We start from the raw sequence: 21,306 nt of genomic DNA on the forward strand, positions 1-21,306 counted from the left end.
AGTATGTTGATGAGGTTTAAGGGCTTTGGACTCAAGAAATGCTTAACCGGATATGACTAAGTCAGCCTGTTCTTTCGGGTTAATTCTCAAAACTGGCACGCACTCTGCAATAGGTATTACATCACCAGTTTTGGGGACCTTGGTACAGGCAGGCCGGGGATTCCCCTCTTTTATTCCTCCCGGAGACTGACCTCCAGTCTCCAGCGCCCGTCCACCTTCTCAGTGCGCCAGTCGCCATGAAGTGGACGGGCTGCCAGGAGTGTCAGCACCAACCCCTTCTCACCTCGCTCCACCTTCCAGCGTGCAACCCTGTTGTCGAACCTCAGTTGGCCCGTCCACGGCCGCCCTGAAGCATCGACGTTGAGCACCACAGCGCCATCCACCGTCGACCCTTGGTACTTCGGTTCTTCATTGAACCAGAGCGCCAGCCCGGCAGGCAGTTCCTCGATCTGCTCAAGTTCAACGGGGTCAGGTTGCTGCAGACGACCGATTATGGTGCCCACGGTAAAGCCGACAATCGCCATCGAACCCAGAACTCGCGGCCATAGCTTCGGTCTCGGGTCCTCTTCAGGGGTAGAATGCATCCCGTCCTTTCGTTCGGAGCCGTGCATGTTTCACGTCATCCTTTTTCAACCAGAAATTCCGCCGAATACCGGCAATGTCATCAGGCTATGCGCCAACAGCGGCTGCACCCTGCATTTGATCGAACCCTTGGGTTTCGAGCTGGACGACAAGCGCTTGCGCCGTGCCGGGCTCGACTATCACGAGTATGCCACGCTGCAGACGCATGCTGACCTGGCAAGCTGTCTGGAGAAGATCGGCAACCCTAGGTTGTTCGCCTTCACCACCAAAGGCTCTCGGCCTTTTCACGATGTCAGCTTTGAACCAGGTGACGCATTTCTGTTCGGCCCGGAAAGCCGTGGCCTGCCCGCCGACATCCTCGACTCGCTGAGCAGCGAGCATCGCCTGCGACTGCCCATGCGTGAAGGCTGCCGTAGTCTGAACCTGTCCAACACAGTGGCCGTGGCCGTCTATGAGGCGTGGCGCCAGCACGGGTTTGCGTAGAGCGAACGACGACGCACAAAAAAGCGCCCCGAAAGGCGCTTTTTGCTTGCAGTGGTAACGCTTACTGAACAGTTGGCGTTTCGCCAGCTTCCTGCATGCGTTGCAGCTCTTGCGCGTACAGGGCGTCGAAGTTCACCGGGGCCAGCATCAGCGCAGGGAACGAGCCGCGTACAACCAGGTTGTCGATGGCTTCGCGAGCGTAAGGGAACAGGATGTTCGGGCAGAATGCGCCGAGGGTGTGGCTCATTGCGCCGTCGTCCAGACCCTTGATCAGGAAGATACCGGCCTGTTGCACTTCAACGATGAAAGCAACTTCGTCGCCATTGTTGACGGTCACGGACAGGGTCAGCACGACTTCATAGAAATCGCCTTCCAGCTGCTTCTGACGAGTGTTGAGGTCCAGGCTGACGGTCGGAGTCCACTCCTGGCGGAAGATTGCCGGGCTTTTTGGCGCTTCGAACGACAGGTCGCGAACGTAGATACGCTGCAGGGAAAATTGTGGGCCGTTTTCTTCGTTGGCAACAGCGCCGTTGTTCGGTTGGTCGGTCATCTCGGATCCTTGTCAGATAGGGCTGAAAGTTTAAGGGGAATCAGGCCAGCAGCGCATCAAGCTTGCCAGCACGCTCCAGAGCAAACAGGTCATCGCAGCCGCCCACGTGGGTCGAGCCGATCCAGATCTGCGGTACGGAAGTGCGACCGGCCTTCTTGGTCATTTCGGCACGCAGTTGCGGCTTGCCGTCGACACGGATTTCCTCGAAGGCCACGCTCTTGCTCTGCAACAGCTGTTTGGCACGTACGCAATACGGGCAATAGTCGCTGGAATAGACGATGACTTGGGCCATGTTCACTTCACCAAGGGAAGGTTGTCGCCGCGCCAGCTGGAAATACCGCCGGACAGTTTGGCCGCCTTGAAGCCGGATTTGAGCAGCTCGCGGGCGGTGGTGCCAGCATGCTGCCCCATTGCATCGACTATGATCAACGTCTTGTCCTTGTATTTCTGCAGTTCAGCGGTACGGGTCAGCACCTTGTCCTGCGGGAAGTTCAGGGAGCCCACGATGTGGCCGGCAGTGAAATCCTTTTTCGAGCGCACGTCGATGACCACGCCCTGGTCGCTGTTGACCAGCGCGGTCAGCTCGCGAGTGCTCAGGCTGGCACCGCCCTTGCTCAGTTCGTAAGCGATCAGCAGTCCCAGCAGAATGACGAAGGCACCGGTGATCAAATAGTGGTTAGTGGCGAATTCAAGCAGGTGAGCAACCATCAGTAGGTTCCAGGGCGTTAAAATGTCGGCCAGTATACACAGCAGCCAAGGTGGGCCAAAGTCCGTACGGCAGTGACGCCGTTTGAACTTGTCCCTAAAATGCCGCTCCCTTGTACTTTGTTACTCTCTTTATTCAACCAGCATCGAGTGGGTTCTATGACTGCCACGCCAAAACCTCTGGTTCTTATCATCCTGGATGGCTTCGGACACAGCGAAAGCCATGAAGGCAATGCCATTCTGGCCGCGAAGATGCCGGTCATGGATCGTCTTTACCAAACCATGCCCAACGGCCTGATTTCAGGGTCGGGCATGGACGTCGGTCTGCCGGACGGTCAGATGGGCAACTCCGAAGTCGGGCACATGAACCTGGGTGCCGGTCGCGTGGTGTATCAGGACTTCACTCGAGTGACCAAAGCGATTCGCGACGGCGAGTTCTTCGAGAACCCGACCATCTGTGCCGCTGTGGATAAAGCTGTCGGTGCGGGCAAGGCGGTCCACATTATGGGCCTGCTGTCCGATGGCGGCGTGCACAGCCACCAGGACCATCTGGTCGCCATGGCCGAACTGGCGGTCAAGCGCGGTGCAGAAAAAATCTATCTGCACGCCTTCCTCGACGGTCGCGACACGCCACCGCGCAGCGCGAAGAAATCCCTTGAGCTGATGGACGCAACCTTCGCTCGCCTGGGCAAGGGCCGCACCGCCACGATCATCGGCCGCTACTTCGCCATGGACCGCGACAACCGTTGGGACCGGGTCTCCACCGCCTATAACCTGATCGTCGACAGCACCGCCGAATTTCACGCAGACAGCGGTGTTGCCGGGCTTGAAGCAGCCTACGCGCGTGACGAGAACGACGAATTCGTCAAAGCCACACGCATCGGTGAACCCGCTCGCGTCGAGGATGGCGATGCTGTGGTGTTCATGAACTTCCGCGCCGACCGCGCCCGTGAGCTGACCCGTGTGTTCGTCGAAGACGACTTCAAGGATTTCGAGCGCGCCCGTCAGCCCAAGGTCAATTACGTGATGCTGACCCAGTACGCGGCGAGCATCCCTGCGCCCTCGGCATTTGCGGCTGGCAGCCTGAAAAACGTGCTGGGTGAATACCTGGCAGACAACGGCAAGACTCAGCTGCGTATCGCCGAAACCGAAAAATACGCGCACGTCACATTCTTCTTCTCTGGCGGTCGTGAAGAGCCGTTTCCGGGTGAAGAGCGCATTCTGATTCCATCGCCGAAAGTCGCCACCTACGACCTGCAGCCGGAAATGAGCGCGCCGGAAGTGACCGACAAAATTGTCGATGCCATCGAACATCAGCGTTATGACGTGATTATCGTCAACTACGCCAACGGCGACATGGTCGGCCACAGCGGCATCATGGAAGCGGCAATCAAGGCCGTGGAATGCCTGGACGTATGCGTCGGTCGCATTACCGCGGCATTGGAAAAAGTCGGCGGTGAAGCACTGATTACCGCTGACCACGGCAACGTCGAGCAGATGACCGATGACTCCACGGGCCAGGCGCATACTGCACATACCTCCGAGCCGGTGCCTTTCGTGTACGTCGGCAAACGCCCGCTGAAAGTCCGCGAAGGTGGTGTTCTGGCTGACGTGGCACCGACCATGCTGCATCTGTTGGGCATGGAGAAACCGCAAGAGATGACGGGCCACTCGATCCTTGTGGCGAAGTAAAACGCTGAAAACCGGCCTATAGCCATCAGGCAAAGCCGGTTTTTTATGTTTCAAGCCCTAAAGCAGTGGCTGCGGGGCGTTTTTTTTGCAGCGCATGGCGGGCATACTAAGCCTGACATTTTTTCTCACAATTCCTCGGTATCGCCCACCCACATGCTTCGCGCCTTGATTGCCCTTGCTCTGATCTGCCTGCTCAATCCGGCGTTTGCCGAAGACGAGCGTGTGCAAACCCAAAAACAGATAGATGCTGCGCGTCAGGATGTGACGGAGCTGCAAAAAGTCCTGGGCAAGCTTCAGGAAGAACGTGCAGGCGTCCAGAAGGACCTGCGCACCACCGAAACCGAAATGGGCAAGTTGGAAAAGCAGGTCGAGGTCCTGCAAAAGGAACTAAAAAAGACGGAAACCGAGCTGCAAAAGCTCGACAGTGAAAAAAAGAAACTGAACAGCGCCCGCGTTGAACAGCAACGCCTGATCGCTATCCAGGCCCGCGCCGCCTACCAGAGTGGCCGTCAGGAATACCTCAAGCTGTTGCTCAATCAGCAGCACCCCGAGAAGTTCGCCCGAACCCTCACGTATTACGATTACCTGAGCCAGGCGCGCCTGGAGCAGCTACGCAACTTCAATGAAACCCTGCGCCAGCTGGCCAATGTCGAAAAAGACATCGACCTGCAACAGGCACAGTTGCTGGTGCAGAAGAGCAACCTGGACAGCCAGAGCGAAGAACTGGCCAAGGTGCGCCAGGAGCGTCAGCAGGCACTGGCCAAGCTGAATCAGGACTACAAGGCCCGCGATCAGAAACTGCAGGCGCGTCAGCAGGATCAGGCCGACCTGGCCAAGGTTCTCAAGACCATCGAGGAAACCCTGGCCCGCCAGGCACGTGAAGCCGAAGAAGCTCGCCAGAAGGCGCTGGTTGCAGCCCGCGAGGCGGAAGAAAAGCGTCAGCGCGAAGCGCAAGCCGTTGCGCGCAATGACAGCAACGACAGCAGAAAAAGCGATGCTGAACCCACACCGCGTCGCCCGGTCAAAGCCCCCGGCGCAGTCGTTTCCAGTGCCGGAGTTTCCTACGGCGGACCTTTTGCAGAGGCCCGGGGAAAACTTCCATGGCCTATTGATGGTCGACTGCTTGCGCGTTTCGGTGAAGCCCGCGGTGATGACGAGCGAACCAAATGGGACGGCGTCATGATCAGCGCTGCCGCCGGAAGCCAGGTACATGCCGTGCATGGCGGACGAGTGGTGTTCGCCGACTGGTTGCGTGGTGCCGGGCTTCTGGTCATTCTCGACCATGGCAACGGTTATCTCACCCTGTACGGGCATAACCAGAGCCTGCTCAAGTCGGCAGGTGACATTGTAAAAGCCGGTGAAGCGATTTCCACGGTCGGCAATAGTGGCGGTCAGGACACGGCAGCGTTGTACTTTGCTATTCGTCAGCAGGGTCGCCCCAGCGATCCGGCCCAATGGTGCCGCACTCAAGGATAAGCCGGCGTCAATATCTGTAGGAGTTCGTTAGACATGCTGCATTTGTCCCGCCTCACCTCGCTGGCCCTGGCAATTGCCATCGTTATCGGCGCGCCTCTGGCGCAAGCTGCCGAAAAGACCGCGCCAGCCACGCCTGCAGCAGTCTCGCCCGCCAAGCCCAATGCCAACGCCAAGCCGCCGCTGCCGCTCGACGAGCTGCGCACCTTTGCCGAGGTCATGGACCGGGTCAAGGCGGCCTATGTCGAGCCGGTTGACGACAAGACCCTGCTGGAAAACGCCATCAAGGGCATGCTCAGCAACCTTGATCCACACTCCGCTTACCTGGGCCCGGAAGATTTCCAGGAGCTGCAGGAAAGCACCAGCGGCGAGTTCGGTGGCCTGGGCATCGAAGTCGGCGTCGAGGACGGTTTCGTCAAGGTGGTTTCGCCCATCGACGACACACCTGCTTCCAAGGCTGGCATTGAGGCAGGCGACCTGATCGTGAAGATCAATGGCACGCCGACCCAGGGCCAGAACATGCAGGAAGCGGTCGACAAGATGCGCGGCAAGATCGGCGAGAAGATCACACTGACACTGGTGCGCGATGGCGGTACGCCGTTTGATGTGACGCTGGCGCGGGCAACCATCCAGGTCAAGAGCGTCAAGGCGCAGATGCTGGAAAACGGCTACGGCTACATCCGCATCACCCAGTTCCAGGTCAAGACCGGGGACGAAGTCGGCAAGGCGCTGGCCAAATTCCGCAAGGACAACGGCAAGAAGATGAGCGGCCTGATTCTCGACCTGCGCAATAACCCCGGCGGCGTGCTGCAATCGGCGGTGCAGGTGGCGGACCACTTCCTCACCAAAGGCCTGATCGTCTACACCAAAGGCCGCATCGCCAACTCCGAACTGCGTTTCTCGGCAGACCCGGCAGACGCCAGCGAAGGCGTACCGCTGGTGGTGTTGATCAACGGCGGCAGCGCTTCTGCGTCGGAAATCGTCGCCGGTGCCCTGCAAGACCAGAAACGCGGCATCCTGATGGGCACTGACACCTTCGGCAAAGGCTCGGTGCAAACCGTTCTGCCGCTGAACAACGATCGCGCTCTGAAGATCACCACAGCGTTGTATTACACGCCGAACGGTCGCTCGATCCAGGCGCAGGGTATCAACCCGGACATCGTGGTACGTCGGGCCAAGGTCACCAGCGAAGCAGACGGCGAGAACTACAAGGAAGCCGACCTGATGGGTCACCTGGGCAATGGCAACGGCGGTGCCGACAAGCCAACCGTCAAGGGTGGCGCAGCAGCCAAGGCGCGTCCGCAGGATGATGACTTCCAGCTCAGCCAGGCGCTCAGCCTGCTGAAAGGGCTGAGTATCACCCGCGGCAATTGACGGATGCGCGCTCTCGCTCTGTTACTGCTGACACTCTCGATCACTGGTGCTGCCCATGCAGCGCCAGCCGAGAACACCGGCAAGCCGCCGAAGGCCTATCTCAGCCTGATCATCGACGACCTGGGTCAGAACCCGACGCGGGACAGCCGTACACTGGCGCTCCCCGGCCCGGTAACGCTGGCGATCATGCCTGACACTCCGCACGCCACTGAATTTGCCCGCGAGGCTCACCGCGCAGGCAAGACGGTCATGCTGCACATGCCGATGGACCCGGCGACCGGGCCTTACGCCTGGCACCCCGAACTACCCTTGCCTGAACTGGAAAGCCGCCTCAATGCGGCGCTGCTGAAAGTGCCTTATGCAGCCGGCATCAATAACCACATGGGCAGCCGGATGACCGCCGAACCGGTCGCGATGGCCTGGCTGATGGCCGAACTGCAACGACGTCATCTGTTTTTCGTGGACAGCCGCACCAGCGCGAAAACCGTGGCAGCCGCCGAGGCGCAGCGTATCGGCCTCGCCAGCGTCTCGCGCGACGTGTTTCTGGACGACGAGCGCACGGCTGAAGCCATCACCCGCCAATTGCAGACCGCCATCAAAATCGCCCGCAAGCATGGCTCGGCAGTGGTCATCGGTCACCCCTACCCGGTCACGCTGGACGTACTGGAACGCGAGTTGCCCAAACTCAAGGACCAGGGCGTCGAATGGATCGACCTGCGCAGCATGATCAGCGAACGCGGCAATCAGGCGAGTGCGGCGCACGGCAAGAATGGGGTGTATCGCTGATCGTACGCGTCGCTCTCAGCCAGAGCTCAAACTTGCCCTCTACTCTCACTATCAGCTCACCGGATTGCAGTTGATAGGGAAAAGGTTTCCCAAAAAAAGGGCACAAAAAAGCCGCTCTAGGAAGCGGCTTTTCTGATGGAAATGGCTTAGGAACCATTTCCGCAATCCCAAGGGATCATTCGCGTGTGAGGCCGATAGTACACACTTTGTGCGAATGGCACCATAAATTATGGCCTATTTAGGCCCTTGGAAGAGCCGATTGAGGGCCTCAGATATACCGAAACGGAACCCGAGAAACTGCTTCACGAAAAATTTCCCAGGGTCAGGCTATTTTTTTGCCAGTGGTAAAAAGCGGTTACTAAAAGGCCCTCAAAAGACTGGTAAGATGCGAGCCGGCTCAACGGTCGGTGACGCCTGTTGCAGGACCTTTTGACGCGGGCCTAGGAACCCGTCTCGGCTTTATCGAAAGGCCCGAAGCTGGACCAGCCTCAAGGGATCATTCGCGTGAGACCGACTTGGAGTTTGGCTGGGAGGCGCCAAGGGAGGCAGTCCTTTCACGAGGACAACAGTATGCGGCCTATAAAACGCCTGCTGCGCCTAGCGATGAATATTTTCAGTGCCTACAGGACCTGGGAATGGATTTGCGACGCATTCGACAGCCTGTAAAGGCTGAAGGAAAAAAGCCTCGCTTCGGCGGGGCTTTTTTTGTCTGCAGGAAACCGCCAGAACCAAGATATATCGCGATAAATGTTCATCAGACAGACGACCTTGACCCCTTTATCCATCAGCAATCAGTGCAAATCATGAATGGCACCAGAGTTTATGTGAGTTCAGTCTGACTACCGCTTACAGCAACAGAGCAATATGGGTTTTGTAGCTGATCCCTCACAGTCTGTGTCAGCACTTTCCCTATACGAAGTCCGATATATCTGCGCTCCATGTCCACCACCGCTTCAGCCTTGATAAACGTGTCAATTCCGACTTAAGGAAGGTGTCTCCATGACGGAGGCCAAGATACTGCTATCAAGGATGATGATGAAACCAACAACGATTACAGGTGCGTGCTGTATCGCCGCACTGCTGCCCTTTTCCATTCATGCAGCGGCAGACCTGGGCGAAGGACTGCTTTCCCTAGTTCTGCTGAACGCCGACGGCTCACGCGACCACTGGAACGACATCGGCCGTATCAACAGCAGGTCGGGCTCGAACTGTACGGCGACGCTGATCGATACTCGAAACGCCGATAGCCCGCCTGATGCGCCTGCCTATGCACTCACCAGCGGCCACTGCATCAGTCGGCAGAACGGTCTGATCATTACTGATGGAGAGATCGAAGGCAGCGTCCAGTTCAATTTTTTCACTGACAGCGTGGCACGCAGCTATCCATTGAAACGCGTCAGCTGGAGCAGCATGCAGGGCGTGGAATTGGCGATTGTCGAGTTGCAACCAAACCTCGAAACGCTGATCAAGGACGGCATCCAGCCGCTTGCGCTTGCCATAGAGCTGCAACCGGCGGGACCGACGCCCTAGCCACAGGTGGTTATTGGGAAAAACCGGTTAGGCGCATTATCGGTCAGTTGGTCGTACGAACATCGCCCGATCGACCATTACACGGTCAAGATGGGCCCGCCAGACACTGCTGCCGTTGAAGATCTGCACTTACGGCCATGACATCAATGGGCAGCCTTCCAACGTACGTGAAGACATCATTCCCGCAGCAGGTTGAGCAATTACTGATAGCGCGCCTTGACGGCGTCGACCCAGCCTTCGGCACGCATCTGGTCGAGGGCTTTCTGCAGGCGAGCCACAACGTCGTCAGGCGTGCTCTTGTTGACTGCCAGGTAAAGTTCGGCGCTGTTGAAACGCAGCGCGGTCTTGAACCCCGTGACCCCTTCCAGTTTCGCCAGATAGCGGCCAACCGGATCGCCCACGGCCCACAGATCGATCTGACCATTGTCGAGCTTTTTCACGTTGTCCCGGTCACGCAGCATCAAAATCGGGTTCAGGCCCATCGCGTTCAGACGCTCGCCGATGGCGTCGCCTTTATAGGCACCAATCCTGTAGTTCTTTGCCTGCTCAAGCGACGTTAACGTGATGGGGCTGTCGCCGCGGGCGAGCATGATCCAGTCATAGGAGCCTACCGGACCTACCCATTTGAACAGTTTTTCGCGCTCAGGCAGGCGAGTGGTGGAGAACACGCCATAACCGGGCTTGTCGAGGGCAAGCTTGTAAACCCGGTCCCACGGAAAACGCAGGGTCATGCTGTAACCAATGTTTGCGCGCTTGAACATCTCACGCACCACTTCAGCGGCAATACCGTCGATGTTGTTTTCCTGCGCGAAATTCTTGCCATCGACCGCCATGTTGAACGGCGGAAAATTCTCGGTGAGCAACACCATGGAATAAGGCGCTGAGTCGCTGGCTCGCGCAGTTTCACTCAGCAACAAGCCGACACCGATCAGTGCGAGAAATAGACGTTTGAACATGTTCCAGCACTCGATCATGAACGACGCATGCAGAGTGCCGTGAACCCGGCGCACTGTCTAGCGCGCTGTCCGGCGATGTCGCTTACAGGTAATACTCGAATGCCACAGGGCTGAAACAGACCGAGCGCCGGCTGTTTCAAACCCATGGTCTGAAACAAGCGACGCCCGCTTTGATGCGCAGTACTCAGCGCACCACAATCCCGCGACTGGCCATATAAGCCTTTGCTTCGGGAACGGTGTATTCGCCAAAGTGGAAAATACTCGCCGCCAGCACGGCACTGGCGTGACCTTCGATGACGCCGGCAGCCAGATGCTCAAGGTTGCCGACACCACCGGAAGCAATTACCGGAATGCCCAGCGCATCACTGATGGCGCGGGTAACGCCCAGGTCGAAGCCGTTCTTCATGCCGTCCTGGTCCATGCTGGTCAGCAGGATCTCGCCAGCCCCCAGGTCTTCCATCTTTTTCGCCCAGAGCACCGCATCCAGCCCGGTGGGTTTGCGTCCGCCGTGGGTGAAGATTTCCCAGCGCGGGGTTTCGCCCGGGCCGGAGACCTTCTTGGCATCGATAGCGACCACAATGCACTGCGACCCGAAACGAGCGGCGGCTTCACCGACGAACTCGGGGTTGAACACCGCTGCAGTGTTGATCGACACCTTGTCCGCGCCCGCATTGAGCAGGTTACGGATGTCCTGCACGGTACGCACGCCGCCACCGACAGTCAGCGGAATGAACACCTGACTGGCCATGCGCTCGACAGTGTGCAGCGTGGTGTCACGGCCATCGACGCTGGCAGTGATGTCGAGAAAAGTGATTTCGTCGGCACCCTGCTCATCGTAGCGACGAGCAATTTCCACCGGATCGCCTGCATCCCGGATGTTCTCGAACTTGACACCCTTGACCACTCGACCGTTGTCGACGTCCAGGCAAGGGATGATGCGTTTGGCTAGGGCCACAGGGTCAGTCTCCAGCTATTCAGCGTTGTTCGCGGTCGCAGAGCGCCTGGGCTTCGGCCACATCCAGCGTGCCTTCGTAGATCGCACGACCGGTGATTGCGCCGATGATGCCCGGAGCCTTGGCGTTCAGCAGCGCCTGAATGTCGCCCAGGTTATGAATGCCACCCGAAGCAATTACCGGGATCCGCGTGGCGGCCGCCAGCGCGGCGGTGAACGGGATGTTGCAGCCCTGCATCATGCCGTCTTTGGCGATGTCGGTGTAGACAATGGCCGACACACCATCGGCTTCAAAGCGCTTGGCCAGATCAATGACCTGAACCGAGCTGACTTCAGCCCAGCCATCGGTGGCGACGAAACCGTCCTTGGCATCCAGACCGACGATCACCTTGCCGGGGAACGCACGGCAGGCTTCAGCCACGAACTCGGGCTCTTTGACGGCCTTGGTGCCGATGATGACGTAGCTCACGCCCGCCTTGACGTAGTGCTCGATGGTTTCCAGCGAACGGATGCCGCCACCGATCTGGATCGGCAGCTTCGGGTAGCGTCTGGCGATGGCTGTGACCACATCACCGTTGACCGGCTGTCCTTCGAACGCACCGTTCAGATCGACCAGATGCAGACGGCGGCAACCACCGTCGACCCACTTGGCGGCCATGGCCACCGGGTCATCGGAGAACACTGTGGAATCTTCCATCCGGCCCTGACGCAGACGCACACAGGCACCGTCTTTGAGGTCGATAGCGGGGATAATCAGCATGCTTATTCCTTGGTCAAAAAGAGCGGCAAGCTGCAAGCGATTAGCTGCAAGTATGCGTACTCACTGATTCTTGCGGCTTGAAGCCTGAAGCTCAAAGCTGCTTCTATTCAATTCTTTTCGAGCGCCCAGAGGTCGCTTTCGATGCTCTCGAACCGCTCCTTGAGCTGCTGCTGAACATCGAAAATGGCGCGATTGTAGTAATGCGGGGCTATCTCGCGGGTGAACAATTCCAGTACCTCAGCCACTTCAAACGTACCCAGCTCCAGCTCGAAGCGCTCTGCGAACAGGCGCTTGAGCTTGTCGATCGCCTGCTGCTCATGCTCGGGCGAAAGGGTCAGGATCGGCGGCTTGCTCTTGGTTTTGCTCATACGATTACCAGCGACCATCCCAGGCAGCGAAGTTCTGCAGCAATTGCAGACCGTGGGTGTGGCTCTTTTCCGGATGAAATTGCACGGCGAAGCGCGAACCGTCGGCCAGCGCGGCGGCAAAGTCGAGGCCATAGTGACCGCGCCCGACCACCTGACGCTGATTGGCGGCATCGATGTAGAAACTGTGCACGAAGTAGAAACGTGCCAGGTCCGGAATGTCATGCCATAGCGGGTGATCCACCGCCTGAGCGACCTGATTCCAACCCATGTGCGGCACTTTCAAGTGCTCGCCCTCTTCGTGCAGGTCCTTGCCGAAAAACTTCACCTGGCCGGGAAACAGACCGATGCAATCCACGCCGCCGCTCTCTTCACTTCTGTCGAGCAACGCCTGCATGCCGACGCAGATACCGAGAAACGGACGGTCCTGGCTGACTTTCCTGACCAGCGAATCAAAGCCCAGACGGCGGATCTCGGCCATGCAGTCGCGAATCGCGCCCACACCCGGAAACACCACACGGTCGGCTTCGCGAATCACCTTGGCGTCACTGGTAATCAGCACACGGCCTGCGCCTACGTGCTCAAGCGCCTTGGCGACAGAGTGCAGGTTGCCCATACCGTAATCGATGACCGCAACCGTCTGCATCAGAGCACACCCTTGGTGGATGGCATTTGCCCGGCCATGCGCTCATCCAGCTCGACCGCCATGCGCAGCGCGCGACCGAAAGCCTTGAACACGGTTTCGATCTGGTGGTGAGTGTTGGTGCCACGCAGGTTGTCGATGTGCAGCGTCACGTTCGCGTGGTTGACGAAGCCCTGAAAGAACTCCTGAAACAGGTCCACATCAAAGCCGCCCACCGTTGCGCGGGTATACGGCACATGCATCTGCAGGCCCGGACGCCCGGAGAAATCGATGACCACGCGCGACAGCGCTTCGTCGAGCGGCACGTAGGCGTGGCCGTAACGACGAATGCCCTTCTTGTCGCCGATCGCCTGGCTGAACGCCTGGCCCACGGTGATGCCGACGTCTTCCACCGTGTGGTGGTCGTCGATTGCCAGGTCACCCTTGCATTCGATGTCCAGATCGATCAGCCCGTGCCGGGCGATCTGGTCGAGCATGTGCTCAAGAAAAGGCACACCGATATCGAATCGGACCTTTCCGGTGCCATCCAGGTTGATCGAGGCTTTGATCTGGGTTTCCAGAGTATTACGCTCGACGTACGCCTTACGTTCGGCCATCACCAGCTCCGCAAAATCATTGGGCGAAAAAAGGCGAGCATTATAGGCCCAGATGCGCCCGCCATGAAGCAAACAGACGACCAGCAGGGCATTTAGTGGGTGAAGAGGCTCGCGATTGCGTTACATACCTTGTCGATATTCCCTTCATTCAGGCCCGCCATGCACACCCGGCCACTGCGCAGCATGTAAATGCCGTGAACGTCTTTCAGTTCATCGACCTGCTGTGGCGTCAGACCTGTGTAGCTGAACATCCCGTTCTGCCTGAGTATAAAGCTGAAATCACGTCCGGAGACCTTCTGCGCCAGCACCTCGACCAGACGCGTGCGCATGTCGATGATGCGCACACGCATGGCCTCAACTTCGCCCAGCCACTGCTCGCGCAAATGCGGTGTGTTGAGCACTTTCGACACCAGAAACGCGCCATGTGCAGGCGGGCTGGAGTAGTTGCGGCGCACAGTGGCCTTGAGCTGGCCGAATACGTTGGCAGCCGACGCGGTGTCTTCGCAAACGACCGACAACCCGCCGACCCGCTCGCCGTACAGCGAGAAGATTTTCGAGAACGAGTTGCTGACCAGCGTTGTGACACCTGCGTTGGCCATTGCGCGGATGGCGTAGGCGTCTTCGTCCATGCCTTTGCCGAAACCCTGATAGGCAATATCCAGAAACGCGATGAGCTGACGATCCTTGATCACTTCGATCAGGCGGTCCCATTGCGCAACTGTCAGATCGGCACCGGTCGGGTTATGGCAGCACGGGTGCAGCAGGAGGATGCTCTGCGCAGGCAGACCCTGCACCGTGTCGAGCATGGCCTCGAACCTCACGCCACCCGTCTGGGCATCGAAGTACGGGTACGCGTTGACCTTGAAGCCCGCTCCGCCGAACAGCGCGTTATGGTTTTCCCAGGTCGGATCGCTGACCCACACCTGCGAGTCCGGAAACGCATACTTGAGGAAATCGGCACCTATCTTTAGTGCCCCCGAGCCGCCCACGGTTTGAATGGTGGCCACACGGCCTGCCTGAACCAGCGGGTGATCGGCACCGAACAACAGGGTTTGCACCGCCTGCCGATACGCCGCCAGGCCTTCCATCGGCAGATAGACCGAAGCCGCCTGCTCGCCCTCGGCCAGTTGCTGTTGTGCCGTTGCTACGCATGCCAGCTGAGGGATACGGCCCTGCGCGTCGTAATACAAGCCGATGCTCAGATTGACCTTGTCCGCACGGGAATCCTTGCCAAAGGTTTCCATCAGGGAAAGGATCGGATCACCAGCGTATGACTCCACGTGGGCTAGCATGCAAACAACTCCTACAGGCAATAAAAACAGGGGTTGCTAATGTAGCAGCGTCTGCGGGGGAACGGGCAGTGCATCAAACACATTGAGCCGCAGATAGGTGACGCGGAGCGTCATGAACGGCATTCCCACGCTGGAGCGTGCGGAACGATAGCCTCAACTATCGTGCGACGCTCTGCGTCCGATTCAGAGTGCGTGGAACAAGAAGTCTGCGCACAAAAAAAAGCGCCTGCACCGAAGTGCAAGCGCTTATCTGTTACCTACAGGCTTTTAGTGAAACAGCACTGCGGTCTTTTGCAGGGTAATCCAGACGCCCCACGCCAGCGGGATGCCTACGGCCAGCCAGGCGGCGATGACCAGCGGCTTACTGCCTGCGGATGCTTTCCACTCCAGCGAAGTCGTGGCATTGGCACCCTTGTCGTGACCGATGGCTTGTTCAGCCGCCAGCTCGGCGTCGGTCATGAAGTACTTGTCGGCAACCGGACGAATTAGCAGGTTGCAGATAAAGCCCAGCACCAGCAGACCCGAGAGGATGTACAAGGTGATGTCGTAGGCATCGGCACGTGCAACACCGTGGGCGAGTTGGTACTCACGCAGGTAGTTGACCAATACCGGACCGAGCACACCGGCCGCAGCCCAGGCAGTCAGCAGACGACCGTGGATCGCGCCGACCATCTGCGTACCGAACAGGTCAGCCAGATAAGCCGGAACCGTCGCAAAACCGCCACCGTACATCGACAGCACAATGCAGAACGCGGCCACGAACAGCGCGATGCTACCCATATGGCTCAGTGTCGGAACCGACGCATAAAGCAGGAAGCCCAGTGCGAAGAATACGAAGTAGGTTGCCTTGCGACCGATGAAGTCCGAGCACGAAGCCCAGAAGAAACGACCGCCGATGTTGAACAGACTCAACAGACCCGTGAAGCCGGCTGCGATCGCAGCAATGGCTTTCAGTTGGTCGGCATTGAGCTGGCTGAAGGTCAGATCGACGCCCAGCAGTTTGCCGGCGAACACTTCCTGAAGCAGCGGCGAAGCCATGCCCAGGATGCCGATACCGGCCGATACGTTCAGGCACAGCACCAGCCAGACCAGACGGAACTGCGGTGTCTTCCAGGCCACGCTTACGTGCACGTGACGGTTGGTGATCATCGCGTTCTTGGCCTTGGCAGCCGGAGCGGTCCAGCCTTCAGGCTTCCAGCCGGTTGGCGGAACGCGGTAGCCCAGTGCACCGCCGATCATGAAGATGAAGTAAATCACCGCCATCACCACGAAGCTCTGCCAGACGCCCACGCTTTCAGCCGAAGCGAAGTGACCCATCAGCGCAGTGGCCAGCGGTGCACCCACCATCGCGCCGCCACCAAAGCCCATGATCGCCATGCCGGTCGCCATGCCGCGCTTGTCCGGGAACCACTTGATCAGAGTCGATACGGGGGAGATATAGCCCAGCCCCAGACCAATACCGCCGATCACGCCCGAGCCCAGCCACATCAGCCAGATCTGGTGGGTATAAATACCCAGTGCGGAAATCAGCAGACCGCCACACCAGCACACGGCAGAAACAACACCGGCCTTGCGTGGACCTGCGTGCTCCAGCCAGCCACCCCAGATGGCAGCCGAGCAACCCAGGAAGATGAAGAACAGGGTGTAGATCCAGCCCAGCATGGAGATCTGCCAGTCACAGGTCGACGCGAACATCTGCGCGAAGAAACCCATGTCCGGAGTGCAGGCGACGGGTGCAGTAATACCCACGGCCTTGGACAACGGCAACCAGAACACCGAGAAGCCGTAAGCCATACCGATACAAAGGTGGATTGCCAATGCTGCTGGTGGAACAAGCCAACGGTTGAAACCGGGCTTGGCGATAATGCGCTCTTTGGACAAGAACGCAGGTTGAACGGCTGCGCCGCCCAAGGCTGTGCTTGTGCTCATTATAATTACCCCAATGTGTGAAGCTCGCAGATGGTCCGCTGGTCCGCCACAGACTCAGTGCCGAGCGGCCATGTCTGTTTTATCGGCAGGTTATTCAGATACGTGACAAAAAGACGCACCTGAGCCAGCAAAAACGGAGACTATCACTGTCTGATGGCAAATAAGCATCTCGTTACATGCTTTTTATTATCTATTGCATCGGTTAATCCGCGCGCTCTATGACGCCATAGATGCAGTCAATTAAATGATAAGAAAAACTGTCAGAACCTTAGTTGCGGCAAAAGCTGTTTGGCGGTCTGGTCGAGAGGCGCGCGGACACCTCAAACCACAGACCGGACAGCAATAACGGCATCCGCAGCCCGGTACGCGCGTCAGAGCGGTATACTCACGGGCTATTTTTGAACATCGACACAAGGACTCGCCCATGAAAGCGTTCGGCAAAATCCTGGGGCTGTTTATTCTCGGGCTGTTGCTGATCATCGTGGCTCTCGGCTTCGCCCTGACCCACCTGTTTGATCCCAACGACTACAAAGACGAGATTCGCCAGCTGGCACGCGACAAGGCCAACGTCGAGCTGACGCTCAACGGCGATATCGGCTGGAGCCTGTTCCCCTGGCTCGGCCTGGAATTGCACGACGCCCATGTCGCCACCCTGACCGCCCCCGATCAGCCGTTTGCCGATGTGCAGATGCTCGGCCTGTCCGTGCGTGTCCTGCCGCTGCTTCGTCGTCAGGTGCAGATGAGCGACATCCGCGTCGAAGGCCTTAACCTGGCCCTGCACCGTGACGAAAACGGTCATGGCAACTGGGAAGACATCGGCAAGCCCGCTGTCGCAACCACCGCAGCGCCTGGCGAAGCGGCTCCTGCGCCAGCCCCGGACGCGCCCAAGGCCGACCGCCCTTCCCAGCCAATCCGGCTGGATATCGACAGCCTGACCGTCAACAACGCCCGCGTGGATTACAGCGATGCCCGCAAAGGCCGAACTTTCACAGCCGAGAGCATTCAACTGAGCACCGGGCCGATTCGTGAAGCGTCCGACATCCCGATCAAACTGACGGCCTTTCTAAGCACCAACCAGCCCGTCGTGCGCGCCAAGACCGAGCTGGTCGGCGAGCTGCGCATGGACCGCGCGCTCAAGCGTTATCAATTCGAAGACATGCGCCTGTCCGGTGAAGTCGCCGGCGAGCCGCTGCAAGGCAAGACCGTGACCTTTTCGGCGCAGGGCCAGTTGCTCGTTGACCTGGCCGCTAATATCGCTGAATGGAACAGCCTCAAAGTGTCAGCCAATCAGTTGCGCGCACTGGGCGAACTGCGTGCCCGTGATCTGGACAAGACGCCACAGATCAGCGGCGGCCTGTCCATCGCCCAGCTCGACCTGCGCACCTTCTTCGAAAACATCGGCCAGCCATTGCCCGCCATGTCCGAGGGCGCGCTGAGCAAGGTTGAAATGGTCACACGCCTCGCAGGCACGCCCACCAGCCTTGCGCTGGATAACCTCAACCTGAAAGTCGACGACAGCACCTTCACGGGTCGGATCGCCGTGGACGACTTCGCCAAGCAGGCGCTGCGTGTCCAGCTCAAGGGCGATACCTTCGACGCCGACCGCTATCGTCCGGCTGAAAGTGAAGAAAGCAAAGGCGCCAAGGCGGCACGCAAATCCGAAGTGCAGTCGGGCGAAGCCGCAGCCGTTGCGGGCGACTCACCGCTGCCCGAGCAACCGACCAAGGCGGCCTGGAGCACCACAAAGCTGCTGCCACTGGAGCGCCTGCGTGCGCTGGATATCGAGGCTGACCTGAGCTTTGGCAAGCTGACCCTGAATAAACTGCCCATCGACAACGCAGCATTCAAGACCCAGGCCAGTGGTGGCGTCATCAAGGTTGATACGCTGAGTGGCGATCTCTACAACGGCAACTTCGAGGTCAAGGGCAATCTGGACGCGCGTCCGGACACGCCTGTAGCAACGGTGCAAACGCGCATTGCCAAAGTGCCGGTCGAACGCATCCTGGAAAGCCAGGGCCAGACGCCGCCAGTACGTGGCCTGCTGACGCTCGACAGCAACCTGACCGGTGCGGGCAACAGCGAAAAAGCCCTGATCGACAGCCTGAACGGCACCGCCAGCTTCGCGCTCAATAACGGCGTGCTGGTCAATGCCAACCTGGAGCAGCAACTGTGCAAGGGTATTTCGACCCTGAACCGCAAACCGCTCACCGGCGAACCGCGCGCCAAGGACACCCCGTTCCAGCAGCTCAACGGCAATCTGGTGGTACGCAACGGCGTGGCCAGCAACCCGGACCTCAAAGTGCGTATTCCAGGCCTGACCGTCAACGGTAACGGCGATATCGATTTGCGCGTTCTGGGCATGAACTACCGCGTCGGTATCATCATCGAAGGCGACAAGAGCGACATGCCGGACCCGGCCTGCGAGATCAACCCGCGCTACGTCGGCATCGAATGGCCGGTGCAGTGCCGTGGCCCGCTGGAACTGGGTGCCAAAGCCTGCCGCCTGGACAAGGAAGGCGTCGGTCAGATCGCTGCCAAGCTGGCGGGCGACCGGATCAGCGAGAAGCTTGAGGACAAGCTGAATGAAAAACTCGGTGACAAGGTCAGCCCCGAACTCAAGGACGCCCTCAAGGGATTGTTCAAGCGCTAGAGCAATGTGAATAGCTCAGGAGCGCCCTCGCGGCGCTCCACTGGCGCAACCTTTCCTATCCCGACTCATACCCCGACGACGAGAGCCCTTCAGGCCATGCAACCCGAACAATTCTCCAGCGCCGTGCTGGACTGGTACGACCGTCATGGCCGACATGACCTGCCCTGGCAACAAGACATCACGCCGTACCGGGTCTGGGTGTCGGAAATCATGCTGCAGCAGACCCAGGTCAGCACCGTTCTGAATTACTTCGACCGCTTCATGGAGGCCCTGCCGACCGTGCAGGCGCTGGCCGACGCGCCCGAGGACGAAGTGCTGCACCTGTGGACCGGGCTGGGTTACTACACCCGCGCCCGCAACCTGCAGAAAACGGCAAAAATCGTGGTCGCCGACCATGGCGGCGAGTTTCCCCGCGATGTCGAAAAACTCATTCTGCTGCCCGGCATCGGCCTGTCCACCGCAGGCGCGATTGCCAGCCTGAGCATGGGCATTCGCGCGCCGATCCTCGATGGCAACGTCAAACGCGTGCTGGCGCGCTTCACCGCGCAAGAGGGCTACCCTGGCGAACCGAAGGTGGCCAAGCAGCTGTGGGCCACCGCTGAACGCTTCACGCCGCACCGCCGGGTCAACAACTACACCCAGGCGATGATGGACCTGGGGGCCACGCTCTGCACCCGCAGCAAACCGAGCTGCCTGCTCTGCCCGCTGGAGCGCAGTTGTGAGGCGCACATGCTGGGCCTGGAAACGCGCTACCCGATCCCCAAGCCGCGCAAGACCGTGCCGCAGAAACGCACGCTCATGCCGATGCTCGCCAACGAAGACGGCGCGATCCTGCTTTATCGTCGCCCTTCCAGCGGCTTGTGGGGCGGCCTGTGGAGCCTGCCGGAACTGGATGACTTCGATGACCTTCAGCACCTGGCCACCCAACACGCGCTGCAACTGGGCGAGCACCATGAACTGCCGGGGCTGATCCACACTTTCAGCCACTTCCAGTTGAGCATCGAACCCTGGCTGGTCAAGGTCCAGGAGTCCACCGATCACGTGGCCGAGGCTGACTGGCTCTGGTATAACCTCGCCACCCCGCCACGCCTGGGCCTTGCCGCCCCGGTGAAAAAGCTGCTCAAACGCGCAGCCGACGTATTGAACGCAGGAGAGTCGTCATGACCCGCACCGTAATGTGCCGCAAATACAAAGAAGAACTGCCCGGCCTGGAACGCGCCCCGTATCCGGGCGCCAAGGGCGAGGACATCTTCAACCACGTCTCGCAGAAAGCCTGGGCCGACTGGCAGAAACACCAGACCCTGCTGATCAACGAGCGTCGCCTGAACATGATGAACGCCGAAGACCGTAAATTCCTCCAGACCGAGATGGACAAGTTTCTCTCCGGCGAAGAATACGCCCAGGCCGAAGGCTACGTTCCCCCCGAAAAATAAAGCGTTTCACGCAGTGAAGGTCGTAAGCGTCGGTAATAATTCAAATTTTTTAAAAAACACGCTTGACGACCTCCTGAAAAACACGTCTAATGCGCCCCGTTGCCCAGATAGCTCAGTCGGTAGAGCAGGGGATTGAAAATCCCCGTGTCGGCGGTTCGATTCCGTCTCTGGGCACCACCTTTCGTTTTCAGGTGATGCCAAGCACACCTGAAAGCACACAAGAAGCCCGCCTCATGCGGGCTTTTTGTTGTCTGGGCCTAACCTTCCTCGTATCCCCAAAGCTCGGCACACAACCCGTCCATTGACAAGCTCGACCACTGAACGATGCCAATCATTCAGCACGTAGCTAAATTGCTGAGTACCGGCTGATACCTATGGTCGTTGGGCGCTATGCTCGCTGAAGCAGACATCTTCTATCCAGCCCTGAAAATCTGCTGACGCGCGAGCGCTCGAAACTTTGCGTACAACGTTTGCGCTTGCCCACATTTTGCGTTGCATGACAGAGTGCACACATGCACTTCCGAAGGGGGAAGCCAAGTCATCTGGCAAGCTTAG

20 protein-coding genes, 1 tRNA gene and 1 pseudogene are annotated in these 21,306 nt (G+C 58.9%); 10 read left to right on the forward strand and 12 right to left on the reverse strand.

Annotated features, from left to right (window positions below; translation table 11 throughout):
• Positions 1 to 170: 170 nt before the first annotated feature.
• Positions 171 to 611 carry a hypothetical protein gene (locus AO068_RS05940; protein WP_004655063.1) on the reverse strand — a complete coding sequence of 147 codons (441 nt, stop codon included), beginning with the start codon at positions 609 to 611 and terminating at the stop codon, positions 171 to 173.
• Here AO068_RS05940 and trmL point away from each other — a divergent pair.
• Positions 610 to 1,065: a tRNA (uridine(34)/cytosine(34)/5-carboxymethylaminomethyluridine(34)-2'-O)-methyltransferase TrmL gene (trmL, locus tag AO068_RS05945; RefSeq protein ID WP_058407890.1), complete on the forward strand. Its 456-nt coding sequence runs from the start codon at positions 610 to 612 to the stop codon at positions 1,063 to 1,065. The genes AO068_RS05940 and trmL overlap by 2 nt on opposite strands.
• Before the next feature lie 61 nt (positions 1,066 to 1,126).
• Here the strand turns inward: trmL and secB are convergent, their stop codons facing one another.
• The 3 genes from secB to AO068_RS05960 are packed head-to-tail and all read right to left on the reverse strand — an operon-like array spanning position 1,127 to position 2,323.
• Complete coding sequence (gene secB / locus AO068_RS05950) at positions 1,127 to 1,615, reverse strand: protein-export chaperone SecB (RefSeq protein WP_002551468.1); 489 nt, start codon at positions 1,613 to 1,615, stop codon at positions 1,127 to 1,129.
• A gap of 40 nt (positions 1,616 to 1,655) precedes the next feature.
• Positions 1,656 to 1,907, reverse strand: coding sequence for a glutaredoxin 3 (grxC, locus tag AO068_RS05955; protein ID WP_058400067.1), 252 nt, complete (start codon positions 1,905 to 1,907; stop codon positions 1,656 to 1,658).
• Between the two features lie 2 nt (positions 1,908 to 1,909).
• Complete coding sequence (locus AO068_RS05960) at positions 1,910 to 2,323, reverse strand: rhodanese-like domain-containing protein (RefSeq protein ID WP_002551466.1); 414 nt, start codon at positions 2,321 to 2,323, stop codon at positions 1,910 to 1,912.
• 156 nt (positions 2,324 to 2,479) lie between these two features.
• Between AO068_RS05960 and gpmI the strand changes: the two genes are divergently transcribed.
• From gpmI to AO068_RS05985, 5 genes and pseudogenes are all read left to right on the forward strand, one after another.
• Positions 2,480 to 4,012, forward strand: a complete 1,533-nt coding sequence (gpmI, locus tag AO068_RS05965) for a 2,3-bisphosphoglycerate-independent phosphoglycerate mutase (protein WP_058407891.1) — start codon at positions 2,480 to 2,482, stop codon at positions 4,010 to 4,012.
• Positions 4,013 to 4,165: 153 nt separating this feature from the next.
• Positions 4,166 to 5,488, forward strand: a complete 1,323-nt coding sequence (locus AO068_RS05970; protein WP_058400091.1) for a murein hydrolase activator EnvC family protein — start codon at positions 4,166 to 4,168, stop codon at positions 5,486 to 5,488.
• 33 nt (positions 5,489 to 5,521) lie between these two features.
• A complete protein-coding gene (locus AO068_RS05975; RefSeq protein ID WP_002551463.1) occupies positions 5,522 to 6,859 on the forward strand; it encodes a S41 family peptidase in 1,338 nt (445 codons plus the stop codon).
• Between the two features lie 3 nt (positions 6,860 to 6,862).
• Positions 6,863 to 7,645 carry a divergent polysaccharide deacetylase family protein gene (locus AO068_RS05980; RefSeq protein ID WP_058407892.1) on the forward strand — a complete coding sequence of 261 codons (783 nt, stop codon included), beginning with the start codon at positions 6,863 to 6,865 and terminating at the stop codon, positions 7,643 to 7,645.
• 1,035 nt (positions 7,646 to 8,680) lie between these two features.
• Positions 8,681 to 9,142 (forward strand): annotated as a pseudogene (locus AO068_RS05985) (serine protease); the annotation flags it as partial.
• Between the two features lie 233 nt (positions 9,143 to 9,375).
• Here AO068_RS05985 and AO068_RS05990 read toward each other — a convergent pair.
• The 8 genes from AO068_RS05990 to AO068_RS06025 all read right to left on the reverse strand — a co-directional run bounded on the left by AO068_RS05990 (position 9,376) and on the right by AO068_RS06025 (position 16,668).
• Positions 9,376 to 10,131, reverse strand: coding sequence for a substrate-binding periplasmic protein (locus AO068_RS05990; protein ID WP_058400090.1), 756 nt, complete (start codon positions 10,129 to 10,131; stop codon positions 9,376 to 9,378).
• 184 nt (positions 10,132 to 10,315) lie between these two features.
• The gene (gene hisF / locus AO068_RS05995) at positions 10,316 to 11,086 is read right to left on the reverse strand and encodes an imidazole glycerol phosphate synthase subunit HisF (protein WP_002551458.1); all 771 of its coding nucleotides are present in this window, start codon (positions 11,084 to 11,086) and stop codon (positions 10,316 to 10,318) included.
• Between the two features lie 19 nt (positions 11,087 to 11,105).
• Complete coding sequence (gene hisA, locus AO068_RS06000; protein WP_058407894.1) at positions 11,106 to 11,843, reverse strand: 1-(5-phosphoribosyl)-5-[(5-phosphoribosylamino)methylideneamino]imidazole-4-carboxamide isomerase; 738 nt, start codon at positions 11,841 to 11,843, stop codon at positions 11,106 to 11,108.
• 107 nt (positions 11,844 to 11,950) lie between these two features.
• A complete protein-coding gene (locus AO068_RS06005) occupies positions 11,951 to 12,211 on the reverse strand; it encodes a DUF2164 domain-containing protein (protein WP_002551456.1) in 261 nt (86 codons plus the stop codon).
• A gap of 4 nt (positions 12,212 to 12,215) precedes the next feature.
• On the reverse strand, positions 12,216 to 12,854 hold the full coding sequence (gene hisH, locus AO068_RS06010) for an imidazole glycerol phosphate synthase subunit HisH (protein ID WP_058407895.1): 639 nt from the start codon (positions 12,852 to 12,854) through the stop codon (positions 12,216 to 12,218).
• Positions 12,854 to 13,447: an imidazoleglycerol-phosphate dehydratase HisB gene (gene hisB, locus AO068_RS06015; protein WP_058407942.1), complete on the reverse strand. Its 594-nt coding sequence runs from the start codon at positions 13,445 to 13,447 to the stop codon at positions 12,854 to 12,856. The genes hisH and hisB overlap by 1 nt, the downstream gene beginning before the upstream one ends.
• A 92-nt stretch (positions 13,448 to 13,539) precedes the next feature.
• Positions 13,540 to 14,739 (reverse strand): amino acid aminotransferase, encoded by a 1,200-nt coding sequence (locus AO068_RS06020; RefSeq protein WP_058407896.1) that lies wholly within the window; start codon positions 14,737 to 14,739, stop codon positions 13,540 to 13,542.
• Positions 14,740 to 15,006: 267 nt separating this feature from the next.
• Positions 15,007 to 16,668: an OFA family MFS transporter gene (locus AO068_RS06025; RefSeq protein WP_058407897.1), complete on the reverse strand. Its 1,662-nt coding sequence runs from the start codon at positions 16,666 to 16,668 to the stop codon at positions 15,007 to 15,009.
• Positions 16,669 to 17,092: 424 nt separating this feature from the next.
• On the opposite strand from AO068_RS06025, the gene AO068_RS06030 reads away from it, so the two are divergent.
• From AO068_RS06030 to AO068_RS06045, 4 genes are all read left to right on the forward strand, one after another.
• Positions 17,093 to 19,318: an AsmA family protein gene (locus AO068_RS06030; protein WP_058407898.1), complete on the forward strand. Its 2,226-nt coding sequence runs from the start codon at positions 17,093 to 17,095 to the stop codon at positions 19,316 to 19,318.
• Between the two features lie 96 nt (positions 19,319 to 19,414).
• Complete coding sequence (gene mutY, locus AO068_RS06035) at positions 19,415 to 20,482, forward strand: A/G-specific adenine glycosylase (RefSeq protein WP_003372219.1); 1,068 nt, start codon at positions 19,415 to 19,417, stop codon at positions 20,480 to 20,482.
• Positions 20,479 to 20,751, forward strand: a complete 273-nt coding sequence (locus AO068_RS06040; protein WP_002555777.1) for an oxidative damage protection protein — start codon at positions 20,479 to 20,481, stop codon at positions 20,749 to 20,751. Before mutY ends, AO068_RS06040 begins: the two co-directional genes overlap by 4 nt.
• 101 nt (positions 20,752 to 20,852) lie before the next feature.
• Positions 20,853 to 20,928: transfer RNA gene (locus tag AO068_RS06045), tRNA-Phe, on the forward strand.
• Positions 20,929 to 21,306: the final 378 nt, after the last annotated feature.

The organism is Pseudomonas sp. ICMP 3272 (genome assembly GCF_001466905.1).
GTDB classification, from domain to species: Bacteria; Pseudomonadota; Gammaproteobacteria; order Pseudomonadales; family Pseudomonadaceae; genus Aquipseudomonas; species Aquipseudomonas amygdali.

Coding starts and splice junctions, on each gene's coding strand:
- trmL (WP_058407890.1), top strand. CDS start 610: ATGTTTCACGTCATCCTTTTTCAACCAGAAATTCCGCCGAATACCGGC.
- AO068_RS05940 (WP_004655063.1), bottom strand. CDS start 611: ATGCACGGCTCCGAACGAAAGGACGGGATGCATTCTACCCCTGAAGAG.
- secB (WP_002551468.1), bottom strand. CDS start 1,615: ATGACCGACCAACCGAACAACGGCGCTGTTGCCAACGAAGAAAACGGC.
- grxC (WP_058400067.1), bottom strand. CDS start 1,907: ATGGCCCAAGTCATCGTCTATTCCAGCGACTATTGCCCGTATTGCGTA.
- AO068_RS05960 (WP_002551466.1), bottom strand. CDS start 2,323: ATGGTTGCTCACCTGCTTGAATTCGCCACTAACCACTATTTGATCACC.
- gpmI (WP_058407891.1), top strand. CDS start 2,480: ATGACTGCCACGCCAAAACCTCTGGTTCTTATCATCCTGGATGGCTTC.
- AO068_RS05970 (WP_058400091.1), top strand. CDS start 4,166: ATGCTTCGCGCCTTGATTGCCCTTGCTCTGATCTGCCTGCTCAATCCG.
- AO068_RS05975 (WP_002551463.1), top strand. CDS start 5,522: ATGCTGCATTTGTCCCGCCTCACCTCGCTGGCCCTGGCAATTGCCATC.
- AO068_RS05980 (WP_058407892.1), top strand. CDS start 6,863: ATGCGCGCTCTCGCTCTGTTACTGCTGACACTCTCGATCACTGGTGCT.
- AO068_RS05990 (WP_058400090.1), bottom strand. CDS start 10,131: ATGTTCAAACGTCTATTTCTCGCACTGATCGGTGTCGGCTTGTTGCTG.
- hisA (WP_058407894.1), bottom strand. CDS start 11,843: ATGCTGATTATCCCCGCTATCGACCTCAAAGACGGTGCCTGTGTGCGT.
- AO068_RS06005 (WP_002551456.1), bottom strand. CDS start 12,211: ATGAGCAAAACCAAGAGCAAGCCGCCGATCCTGACCCTTTCGCCCGAG.
- hisH (WP_058407895.1), bottom strand. CDS start 12,854: ATGCAGACGGTTGCGGTCATCGATTACGGTATGGGCAACCTGCACTCT.
- hisB (WP_058407942.1), bottom strand. CDS start 13,447: ATGGCCGAACGTAAGGCGTACGTCGAGCGTAATACTCTGGAAACCCAG.
- AO068_RS06020 (WP_058407896.1), bottom strand. CDS start 14,739: ATGCTAGCCCACGTGGAGTCATACGCTGGTGATCCGATCCTTTCCCTG.
- AO068_RS06025 (WP_058407897.1), bottom strand. CDS start 16,668: ATGAGCACAAGCACAGCCTTGGGCGGCGCAGCCGTTCAACCTGCGTTC.
- AO068_RS06030 (WP_058407898.1), top strand. CDS start 17,093: ATGAAAGCGTTCGGCAAAATCCTGGGGCTGTTTATTCTCGGGCTGTTG.
- mutY (WP_003372219.1), top strand. CDS start 19,415: ATGCAACCCGAACAATTCTCCAGCGCCGTGCTGGACTGGTACGACCGT.
- AO068_RS06040 (WP_002555777.1), top strand. CDS start 20,479: ATGACCCGCACCGTAATGTGCCGCAAATACAAAGAAGAACTGCCCGGC.